Raw genomic sequence first — 1,415 nt, forward strand, 5'->3', positions numbered from 1 at the left:
TAATGCTTGTCAGTTAAGCCATTAAGATCGCCGTAACGGATATCGTTGCGGCTTTTTCTTTACTGCTCGAGGGTAATGCCTTTGTCGCCTACTCGGTAGCACAAAACTTCCAGCCATATCCAGTATTCCATTAATAAATTTAGGTATTCTCCCCGGAGCCACCGCGGGAAGTAGGCTCAGTTGGGCACTCAGATATAGCGCAGTTTGTTTAAATCCCATCTGATACGGTTCTGTATCTTTCAGGCTGTATGCCATCTGTGCCATCATAAATCGCAGTAAGTTATACGCGAGGACGATACCCCATAACTCCTGATTGACCAATGCGGGCTTTTTGCTCCTCAATGTGAGTTCATTATTCAACATATGCTGCTTCATTTCCCTGAAGCCATGTTCTATTTCCCAACGATGCCCATAGAGTTCTGCTATATCGGCTTTGGGGTATCGAAGCGGATCACTCATTGATGTTAATATCTGAATTCCTTTCCCATTTAGGTTTTTTGTTATCAATCGGGCTCTCAGTATCATTGGGGCATTAGCCCATTTTTTGCGTGCTTGGGGTGATAGATGAAATTCAACTAGCTCATCTCCTGAGCCGAGTTTCTCTATGACCTGATACCGCGAACCTTTGCGTAGTGGAAGCATCCAGTGTTTCTCTACGCCAGAGGATTGCCAATGGTGTAGTAACCCCAAAGCATAAAATCCTTTATCAAAAATTGTCAGAGAACTCTCCGGAGTTTGCTCTATCAATTTAGCTGCAAGGTCAACTTCACTCACCTCAGAAACACTGCCAAAATGGGCGCCCGAAATCAAATGGCTTGTGACCTCCATCTGACAAACCATGCGAAGTTGCGGCCAATCAGAACGGGAGCATTCGTTAGCTGTTCGTCCAAATGCAGCATCATTTTCGGGGGTATCTGGCGTCCGCCATAGTGTGCCATCGACAGCCATCAAAGTTAGTCCGTTCCAATGTGATAATGGCAGTTTATTAAGCCAAAGCTGGCTTGTTTTTTCAAATACGCTACGAACGGCATCTTCCCCTAATCGTTGGCGAGCCTGAACAACAGCACTTGGTGCAACATAAGGCCGTTTGCCCGGTAAAACAATATCGAGATGAGAAACGAGTTGAGCCATGGAAAGAGAACGGAAAAGGGACATTCCCATTACAGCCCATACCATCATTTCCATCGGCAGACGGCGTTTTCTTAATGTAACAACGCCAGTATCCGCGAGACATTCGTCAATCAGTTCAGCACAAAGGAGGTCAGAAAGTGCTGTAAATTCTTTTGGCGAGAAAGCCTGAACAGTCTCGAGAGCTTGGCTAAGTAACATAAAAAAATCCGTAATCTTGGGATGATTACGGATTTTTGCAGAACTGTAGGATCGTTCAACCTATTATTTAGTTCTTAACTGATCGG

At 44.9% G+C, this 1,415-nt stretch carries 1 protein-coding gene; it reads right to left on the reverse strand.

The window, feature by feature from the left end; genetic code table 11:
* Positions 1-21 precede the first annotated feature (21 nt).
* Positions 22-1,329: an IS4 family transposase gene (locus tag ACLPIE_RS22445; RefSeq protein WP_430263837.1), complete on the reverse strand. Its 1,308-nt coding sequence runs from the start codon at positions 1,327-1,329 to the stop codon at positions 22-24.
* Positions 1,330-1,415: the final 86 nt, after the last annotated feature.

It is taken from the genome of Providencia sp. Me31A (assembly GCF_050487165.1).
Taxonomy (GTDB): Bacteria; Pseudomonadota; Gammaproteobacteria; order Enterobacterales; family Enterobacteriaceae; genus Providencia.